The 10311-nt window shown below is 46.8% G+C and carries 6 protein-coding genes; 3 read left to right on the top strand and 3 right to left on the bottom strand.

From position 1 onward, the window contains the following. Positions 1-139: 139 nt before the first annotated feature. The 3 genes from ACXAH6_RS20055 to ACXAH6_RS20045 all read right to left on the bottom strand — a co-directional run bounded on the left by ACXAH6_RS20055 (position 140) and on the right by ACXAH6_RS20045 (position 3425). The gene (locus ACXAH6_RS20055) at positions 140-826 is read right to left on the bottom strand and encodes a DNA-3-methyladenine glycosylase I (RefSeq protein WP_474879740.1); all 687 of its coding nucleotides are present in this window, start codon (positions 824-826) and stop codon (positions 140-142) included. Continuing rightward, positions 823-2874: an oligopeptidase A gene (gene prlC / locus ACXAH6_RS20050; protein ID WP_474879739.1), complete on the bottom strand. Its 2052-nt coding sequence runs from the start codon at positions 2872-2874 to the stop codon at positions 823-825. The genes ACXAH6_RS20055 and prlC overlap by 4 nt, the downstream gene beginning before the upstream one ends. A 116-nt stretch (positions 2875-2990) precedes the next feature. Beyond that, positions 2991-3425 carry an Hsp20/alpha crystallin family protein gene (locus ACXAH6_RS20045; protein WP_474879737.1) on the bottom strand — a complete coding sequence of 145 codons (435 nt, stop codon included), beginning with the start codon at positions 3423-3425 and terminating at the stop codon, positions 2991-2993. Positions 3426-3652: 227 nt separating this feature from the next. On the opposite strand from ACXAH6_RS20045, the gene gorA reads away from it, so the two are divergent. From gorA to ACXAH6_RS20030, 3 genes are all read left to right on the top strand, one after another. Then, positions 3653-5005, top strand: a complete 1353-nt coding sequence (gorA, locus tag ACXAH6_RS20040; protein ID WP_474879736.1) for a glutathione-disulfide reductase — start codon at positions 3653-3655, stop codon at positions 5003-5005. A 168-nt stretch (positions 5006-5173) separates the two neighbouring features. Then, positions 5174-6727, top strand: coding sequence for a DUF3369 domain-containing protein (locus ACXAH6_RS20035; protein WP_474879734.1), 1554 nt, complete (start codon positions 5174-5176; stop codon positions 6725-6727). A 92-nt stretch (positions 6728-6819) separates the two neighbouring features. After that, entirely contained in the window at positions 6820-10152 is a 3333-nt protein-coding gene (locus tag ACXAH6_RS20030) for an amidohydrolase family protein (RefSeq protein ID WP_474879733.1), read from the top strand. Positions 10153-10311: the final 159 nt, after the last annotated feature.

Raw genomic sequence — 10311 nt, 5'->3', positions numbered from 1 at the left:
CTCGTATTGTTGTGGGGATTTTGGGGTTAGCATGGTGAACACTCCGAATTTCACTATGCCTATTAGATCAAAGCCCCAGACTTTCGTCTAGGGCTTTTTCAACAGTCTGAAGGGAGCCAAGCTCCCTTCTTTCCGTCACTTATCGGATGTTGTCGCCACAGCTAAGCGACACTAACTGACTCAACTCTGTGAACGAGCGACCACTTTGCTGTTGCCAAGTCACAAAGGCGTCGTTGATAGCGCGAAGACTCGACTTGGTCTGCAAGCCACCAGTGATAATTTCATGTGCTCGGCAGTAACCTTCTACATCTTTACTCAACAAGAAAGTATCAACCCCTAATGCGCGTAAAGCATAAGGCCCGGTATTGCCTCCCAAACGCGCGCCGTGAGATTTTAACTTGGCCCACAAATCTATGAGGTTTTCAGGCTCAAAAGACGTCACAAACTTGCCAAACGAACCAAACTCTTGCCGAATATCCGCAATCATTAACGCATTGTCACGTACCGTCATCACTTTCTTAAAGTTGCGTACTATGCGTTTATCTTGGGCTTTCTGCTCAAACATTTCGTCGGGAATGAGCAAAACCTTATCAATATCAAACTCAAAAAAGACGGTTTCGAAATCGGGCCACTTTTGCTCAATCACTCGCCATACAAAGCCCGACTGAAAAACCTTCTTGGTAAATTCGGCCAAAAAGCGATCATCAGAAATCTTGGCAATTTGAGTACGGGATAACGGGCGACTTAACTTAGCTTCAACCGCTGCTTCACCGCCCTTGCGCTCGCAAACACGGTGATAAATGGCATCGAAATGCTCTAGCCTCATGAACGAATACCGCTGTGACGCAACAAGGCATCGACTTGCGGTTCACGGCCACGAAACGCCACAAACAACTCCATTGGCTCTTTACTGCCACCCATTTCCAAAATATTGTGAAGGAAGGCTGCGCCAGTATCAGCATTGAAAATGCCGTCTTCTTCAAACTTGCTAAAGGCATCAGCTGATAAAACTTCCGCCCATTTATAGCTGTAGTAGCCAGCGGCGTAACCACCAGCAAAAATATGACCAAAGCTGGTTTGGAAGCGGTTGAAACTCGGCGGCACGATAACGGCCACTTCCTCACGAACCTGATTTAACACTGCTTGCACATCAACTTGGCTGCCATCTTCACTGTGCAATAAGAAGTCGAATAAGCTGAATTCTAACTGACGAACCATTTGCATGGCCGATTGGTAATCACGTGCCGCTAACATTTTCTCCAGTAAGGCTTCTGGCAAGGGTTCGCCTGTTTCATAGTGACCAGAAATCAGGTTCAGTGCTTCTTTCTGCCAACACCAGTTCTCTAAGAACTGGCTCGGCAATTCAACCGCATCCCATGCCACACCGTTGATACCCGACACGCCAGCGACCGACATTTTGGTCAACATGTGGTGAATACCATGGCCAAACTCATGGAATAAAGTGACGACTTCATCATGAGTAAACAACGCTGGTTTGTCGCCAACTGGGCCATTAAAATTACACGTAAGATACGCCACCGGATACTGCAAGCTACCATCAGCACGGACACGACGCACACGGCATTCGTCCATCCATGCGCCGCCGCGCTTCTTCTCGCGGGCGTACAAATCTAAATAAAAGCTACCGCGAATCTCACCGTCTTTGTCTTTAATCGTGTAAAAACGCACATCAGGGTGATACAGGTCAACGTCAGTTTGTTCGGTAATGGTTAAACCGTATAAACGGCCCACAACGGCAAACAAGCCTTGCACCACTTTGTTTTCTGGGAAGTAAGGGCGCAGCATTTCATCTGAAATCGAATACTTGTCTTGCTTGAGTTTCTCGCTGTAGTAAGGAATATCCCATGCGTTGAGCGAAGTGAGCCCGTGTTCGGCTTTCGCATAGGCAAGCACGTCAGCCAATTCTTCTTCGGCTTGAGGCTTAGACTTCGCTGCCAAATCACGTAAAAATGACACCACCTGATCGGCAGAGTCGGCCATTTTAGTCGCCAGAGATCGTTCTGCATACGAGTTAAAGCCAAGCAATTGTGCAAGCTCAGTACGCAGTACCAGTGTTTGTTTAATAATGTCGGTATTGTCCCACTTACCGCCGTTAGGCCCCTGCTCTGAGGCCCGTGTGGCGTAAGCACGATACATTTCTTCGCGCAGCCCTTGGTCATCGGCATAGAGCATCACAGGCAAGTAACTTGGAATATCGAGGGTAAACAACCAGCCTTGTAAGTCTTTTTTATGCGCAGCTTGTTTTGCCGCATCTTTTGCAGAATCAGGTAAACCCGACAATTGAGATTCATCAGTGACGTGCTTGGTCCACCCCATGGTGGCATCCATTACATTGTTACTGAATGTTGAAGACAACTCTGAAAGTTTGGCTTGAATGTCGGCGTAACGACGCTTCTTCTCTTCAGGTAATGCCACACCCGACAAAGTAAAGTCACGCAATGTATTGGTTATTTGCTTCTGTTGAGCTTGATCCAGGGTTGCAAACTCATCGCTCTCACTCAACGCTTTGTAAGCCTGATACAAACCTTCGTGTTGGCCAACCCAAGTACCGTATTCTGACAGCAGTGGCAAACAAGCATCATGAGCTTCGCGCAGCGCATCTGAACTCACTACCGAATTCATATGTGACACCGGCGACCACATTTTACTCAACGCATCATCGGCTTCGTCTAACCTATCAACCACATTCGCATAGCTATAGTCACCACTGTCGACCACAGCGTCGATTTCGGCTTTGCATAGGGCAATAGCCTTTTCAATCGCGGGCTTTATAGAATCGGGGGTGATGTTAGAAAATTCGGGTAAACCTTGAACCTTTTCAATGGCTAGTGTGGTATCTGCTGGGGTCGTCATAATTCACTCTTGTCGCTTACGCATATGACATTGAATGTAGGGACTGTGTAGCAGAATTACAAGAGGGGTGCGCGACTATCCACGACACGCCCCAGTAATGTTAATCAAAACCGCGATTATTCATTGTTCACTGAAATACGTTGAATCATGGTATGCACACCAGTAACACGAGGGATTACAACCAACAATGTGTTGTCTTTGTAGGTTGCCGTTACCTCGGCATGGCTGGCGACAATAAAAGGCAGTGGTAATGTACGACGCATGATGCGAAGCTTTTTCTGCTCTCCTAATGTCATTTTGTCTAGGTCGCTAGACGAATACAAACGCACTGCTTTTATCGTCAGCATGTCGTTAGCGATACTCACGTTTATAGTATCCACCAGAATTTGTGGCATTTTCATTTTTACAGTAACGGTGTCGACACTGTGATGAATATCTACAGCTGGGTACAACCCCATAAACCCAGCACCGGCACTGTTATCATCCAAGATAATATCGCTGATGTCTTTGTCTGGTGGCTCTCCACCTAGTAAACGGGACCAAAACCCCATAGCTCCCTCCACGAATTGCTATCCATACGAGCATTATTAAGCGTTAACCCTAAAGTTAATTTGTGCAAGTTTTCATCAGAACAATTTACATACTTTTATATAACTACAGGTAGGTCATGGCTTTTTTTACTTCAACTATTGAAGCATGTTTAACAAACCCCAACTATGTTAACTATCTCGCGCCGAACAAGGCGCTATAAACCACCAGCTAAATGGGCAGAAATACAATGACACAAGCATTCGATTACATTTGTATTGGAGGTGGGAGCGGTGGTATCGCTTCTGCAAACAGAGCCGCTCGCTATGGCAAAAAAGTGGCCTTGGTCGAAGCAAAAGCGATGGGAGGAACTTGTGTCAACGTTGGCTGTGTACCTAAAAAAGCGATGTGGTTTGGCGCTCAAGTCGCCGAAGCAATTAACACTTACGCGCCAGATTACGGATTTGACGTAACACTCAATCAATTTTCATGGCAAAAAATGGTAGAAAGTCGTGAGGCTTATATCTCTCGCATTCACGGTTCTTATGACCGTGTGCTAGCCAATAATAAAGTCACCGTACTTAATGGTTTTGCGCGCTTTATTGACGATCACACCATTGAAGTGAATGGCAACACCTACACTGCCCCGCATATTACTATCGCAACCGGTGGACGCCCTGTAGTACCAGCCATCCCCGGCGCTGAATTGGGCATCGACTCCAATGGATTTTTTGCGCTTAATGAACAACCCAAACGCGCAGTTGTGGTGGGCGCAGGTTACATTGGGGTGGAGTTAGCCGGTGTTCTGCACTCACTAGGGATAGAGTCGCACTTGGTCGTTCGTAAACAAGCGCCTTTACGTCATTTCGACCCCATTATTTACGAGACATTGGTTGAAATCATGGCGACACATGGCCCAACTTTACACAATCACAGTGAAGTTGAGCAGGTGGTTAAACTCGACGATGGCAGCTTGGCCGTTCACCTTTCATCTGGCAAGGTGATCAACACCGACTGTTTGATTTGGGCAATTGGGCGTGAGCCAGCCACCGACAACATAGGTTTGGAAAACACGAAAATTACGCGCACTGAAAAGGGTCTTATCCCTGTCGACAAATATCAAAACACCTCCGTTGAAGGCATATACGCGGTGGGAGATATTACCGGCCAACCTGAACTCACCCCTGTAGCAATAAAAGCGGGCCGCCAACTCAGCGAGCGCTTGTTCAACAACCAGCCTGACGCACACTTAGACGCGTCGTTAATCCCCACGGTGGTATTTAGCCACCCCCCCATTGGTACGGTTGGCTTAACAGAACAAGAAGCCAAAGACAAATATGGCGATGACGCCATTACCGTGTATAAGTCGAGCTTCGCAGCCATGTACACCGCAGTAACTCAGCACCGCCAAACTACCGCGATGAAATTGGTTTGCGCAGGTGACACACAGAAAGTCGTGGGATTACACGGTATTGGTTTGGGCATGGATGAAATTCTCCAAGGCTTTGCGGTCGCCATGAAAATGGGTGCCACAAAGGCAGATTTTGACGCTTGCATCGCAATTCACCCTACCAGTGCAGAAGAGTTTGTTACTATGACCTAACGCTTACCAACGTTCGCATGACAAACGCCCTTTTTCAGGGCGTTTTTTTGTTTTATGCAACCTATTGTTAACATTTAAATCAAGGTTTTAGGTAAAAACGACAAATGAACGGCACAATCTCTTTTGAGGGTCTATAGTGGGGTTATAGCTTTTTAATTTTTGGTTGCTATGAGTCACGACGATACGCTTTTATTTGCTCATGATGAAGAAGATGATGTAGTTACGCCGGCCGCAGACGGCTGGATGATCCTCGTTGTGGACGATGAACCTGAAATCCATCAAATTACCCGACTCGTGCTCTCTGACTTCGAATTTGAAGGCGCGCCCATCTCCATTATTTCTGCTGAGTCTGCTGCCGAAGCCCGCAACCTGTTATCAAATGACATCGACAACAACATTGCTGTTGCGTTTGTTGATGTGGTGATGGAAACCCAACACGCCGGATTAGATCTCGTGCGCTGGGTAAGAGACGAATTGGAAAACAAACACATCCGCCTTGTATTACGCACCGGCCAACCCGGTGAAGCGCCAGAAGAAAGCGTGATTCGCGACTACGACATAAACGATTACAAAAACAAAACTGAACTCACTGCCATGCGGATGAAAACAGTGATGTACTCGGCGCTACGTGGCTATCGCGATATCAAACTAATTGAAAGGCATCGCCGTGGGCTAGAAAAAATCATTGCTGCCACGTCAGAGTTTTTAGAGTGTGAATCACTCAACCAATTCGCCTCTGCAATTCTAACTCAGGTATCGATAGTACTGGGTATCGAATCAAGCGAAATTGTCTGTTGTGCAGTGGTCAGGGAGCCGCAAAAGCGAAAAGAGCTTAACTTGCTTGCGACTAATATTCCCGGAGCCAACCCTATCGCTATTCAGAAAGGTCAAAACAACATTGCGCCGCATATTCAAGCGCGTATTAATCAAGCGCTAGAAGCGAAGTCGAACATCTACGAAGAAGACTACTTCATCGGCTATTTCACCACCAAACGCGGTACAGAAAACGTGTTATATGTGTCAAAAGACGATGCGTTAGAGTCAGTGCAACATCATCTACTTGCATTTTTTGCCAACAATATTGCCGTTGCCCATGAAAACCTTAAATTACGAGACGTTATTAAAGAGTCTCAGAAAGAACTGTCATACCTGATTGGCGAAGCCGTAGAGATGCGCTCCAAAGAAACGGGAAGTCACGTAAAGCGCGTGGCGCATATCTCATACAAACTTGCGGTTTATTACGGCTTGGATGAAGCCGAAGCAGAAATGATTAAGCTGGCTTCGCCCCTTCATGATGTGGGAAAGGTGGGCATTCCCGATCAGGTGTTAAACAAACCTGGCAAACACACACCAGAAGAAGCTGCCATCATGCGTACTCACTCAGAAATAGGCTACGACATGCTGCGCAAATCTGACAACCCCATTCTGCATCTCGGCGCTATCATTGCACATGAGCACCACGAGTGTTGGGACGGCACGGGTTACCCACAACAACTAAAAGGTGAAGACATTCATGTGGCGGGTCGCATTTCAGCTATTGCCGACGTATTTGATGCACTCGGCAGTAAACGCTGTTACAAAGCACCGTGGGGCATAGACCAAATTCGAGACTACTTTATTGCAGGCTCTGGTACGCGCTTCGAGCCTAAATTAGTGGATATTTTACTCGCCCATTTTGATGAATTTGCAGACATTCGTCATCATTACCCCGACCCAAATTAGCCCGACGGATTACACCGTTTATCGTATCAGAGCCCCTATTCATCTCAGTTGATTTATACTGATGCTGACGTTAATTACGCCAGGGAAAAATAATGATAAAAATCAACAAAAACTGGGTTAAAGCAACCGGGTTTGGTCTCGCTATGAGTCTAAGCTTACCTAACGCCGCTTTAGCCGAAGAAGAACAACAAACGGGCTATGACCTAGAAAACTGGGACGTTCTACACCCACCGTTTGCACTCAATAAAGTCAAAATCAGCACAGATGAAACCACTTGGTCAAGCCTGGATATTGCCCCCAATGGCAAGTTTATGGTGTTTGACATGCTCGGTGACATCTACAAAGTTGATGTAGATGGTGGCGATGCCACGCCTCTTACGCAAGATTTTGGTTGGAATATTCATCCTTCCATCTCTCCTGATGGTAGCAAAATTGCGTTCATTTCAGATCGCGGTGGTTTGTCTAATGTATGGGTGATGGATATCAATGGTGAAAACCTCAAGCAGATCACCAAAGAAGAGAAAAACCTGATCCACTCACCGAAGTGGAGCCCCGACGGTGAATACCTAGTGGTTACTAAAGGCATTATGTCTAGCCGCAGTATTCCAGCCGGTGAAATTTGGATGTATCACCACACCGGAGGCGCAGGGCTGCAAATTAAAGCTCGCGTAAATGGGCTGCGAGACCAGCAGAACATTGCAGACCCGGTTTTCTCTCCCGACGGAAAATACATTTATTACACCAGTAATACCGTTCCAGGTAGCCGGTTTGAATATAACCGCGATCCCATGCAAGGTTTGTTCGCCATTACACAATACGACCGAGAAACGGGTGAAGAGAGTCGCCTAGTGAGTGGTACTGGTGGTGCCATTGTGCCAACACCTTCGCCCGATGGTAAGTATGTGGCATTTGTTCGCCGAGTAAAAAACCAAACCGGCTTATTCTTGAAAGACCTCACCACAGGTGAAGAGAATATGCTGATATTGGGGATTGAGCGAGACATGCAAGAAGGTTTTGGTTCAGAGGGCTATTACGCCTATTACGATTGGACACCAAAATCTGACGCTATCGTTTTTTGGACCGGCGGCAAGTTCCACAAAATCAGCATTAAAGACAAGCAACTGTCGACCATTCCTGTGCATGTAGAAGCAGAGGTGCAGTTTGCCGACGCCTTGCGATTTGATGTAGATGTTGCACCAGATAACTTCGACGTTCGCATGATCCGTTGGTCACAAAAATCGCCCGACGGAAAAAGCATCTTATTTCAAGCTTTGGGCAAGCTGTACGTCCGCGATATTAAGTCGGGTAAAATCAAACGTCTAACCAAGCAAAACGACCACGACGAATATTACCCCCGTTATTCCAACGACGGTAAATATATTGTCTATACCACATGGGATGACCAAGACTTAGGTACGGTAAGCATAGTTAAAGCACGCGGTGGTAAAGGAAAAGTCATCACTCAACAACCGGGGCATTACGTAGAGCCGAGCTTTTCACCAAACGGTGATTTGGTCACCTTCCGCAAATTCACCGGCGGATACTTACTGTCACCTAAATACTCGCTTGAGCCAGGTATTTACGTTGCCGACCTCGATGCTGAGACAGAAACCAAAGTCAGTGACGGTGGCTATCAACCTCACTTCGCTGGGGGTAACGACCGCGTTTACTTCACCGAATACGTGGGCGGAACAGCGTATACTGAAACCCAGCTTTCCAGTGTAAACCTTGCTGGTAATGACAAGCGCGCACACTTGTACGGTGCAGATAAGGTAAGCGAATACCGCTTATCTCACGATAAGAAGTGGGTCGCCTTCGTTTATCAGTTCAATACCTACGTTGCACCTTTCGTAGAAAACGGTAAAAAAATCACCATTGGGCCAAACATGTCTAACTTACCGGTAACCCAACTTTCGGGTCGTGCTGGTGAATACCTTACTTGGTCGCCAGACAACAACACCTTAGGTTGGTTTAACGGCCCATACTACTACGAGCGCAGCTTAGACAAAGCGTTAGCTTATTGGGACGACGACAATGCTGAGAAACTAGACCCATTAGAGCAAGGTCTCGATTTGAGCTTCAGTACCCAAGCCGATAAACCACAAGGCTATAAAGCCTTGATCGGTGGTAAGGTTGTTACCATGCGCAATGCTCACAGCGAGCAAGAAATCATCGACGATGGTGCGGTATTGATTAAAGACAACCGTATTGTGGCAGTGGGTAAACGCGGCGAAGTCGACATTCCTAACAATGCGCTTCAAATCGACACTACAGGCAAAACCATTGTTCCCGGCCTAGTAGATACACATGCTCACGGCGGTCAGGGTCGCAATGAAATCATCCCAGACCAAAACTGGACTCAGTATTCTAATGTCTCATTTGGGGTGACAACGATCCACGATCCTTCTAATGACACAACTGAGATCTTTGCCGCGTCTGAATTACAACGCAAAGGTGAGCGTGTCGCGCCCCGCATTTACTCAACCGGTACCATTTTGTATGGTGCAGAAGGTTTGGGTTACAAAGCAATCATCAACAACTATGACGATGCATACTTCCACGTTCAACGCTTGAAAGATGCCGGTGCAATCTCGGTCAAGAGCTATAACCAGCCACGTCGTGATCAGCGTCAGGAAATCATTTGGGCAGCCCATGAACAAGAAATGATGGTAGTACCAGAAGGCGGAGGTAAATTGCAGCAGAACCTCTCAATGCTGGTTGATGGTCATACAGGCCTTGAGCACAGCTTGCCAATTAAAACAGGCTACAGTGATGTCACTCAGTTATGGAAAGCAACTGAGTCGGGCTACACGCCTACATTCGTGGTGTCTTATGGCGGCATGATGGGTGAAGAATATTGGTACGACCGCACAGAAGTGTGGAAAAACCCACGCTTGCTCCGTTATACCCCTTCATTCATTTTGGACCGTCGTGCCATTCGTCGTCCAACTGCGCCAGATAACCAATACAACCACGTTAACGTAGCTAAGTACGCCAAAGAACTTAGCGACAATGGCGTAAGTATTCACATTGGTGCTCACGGTCAGCGTGAAGGCTTAGCTGCGCACTGGGAAATGTGGATCATGAACCAAGGTGGCTTTACTCCATGGCAAGCCCTGCGCGGTGCCACTATAGATGGCGCAACGCACCTAGGCATGGGTAAAGATATAGGCAGTATTGAAGTGGGTAAACTGGCTGATTTAGTCGTCATGGACGGCAACGTTCTTAATGATATTCGCCGTAGTGAATACGTTGATTACACCGTACTCAACGGTCGAGTTTACGAGTCTGCGACTATGAATGAAGTTGGCTCTAAGCAAGAACGAGCACCTTTCTTCTTCGAATCAGACAACCAAGCATTCATGCCTGAACAAACTGAACGCGAAATGGAATTTAAAGCCCATACCTACCACTGGGAACACTAATCCGCTAGTGTAATAGACTAATTCCATCTTCAAAGCCGGCCTCTGTGCCTGTCTCTTATACACAAATCCCCGCTAAGAAATTAGTGGGGATTTTTTTTGAACATTATCTCTTCACTCTGATCAGATCTTGTAACTTGGTTGTGAGAGTAAATGATGATG

The sequence above is a fragment of the Alteromonas sp. ABE4_545 genome (assembly GCF_056161325.1).
The sequence above is the reverse complement of the archived record's forward strand: the minus strand, read 5'-3'. Positions and strand labels throughout refer to the sequence as shown.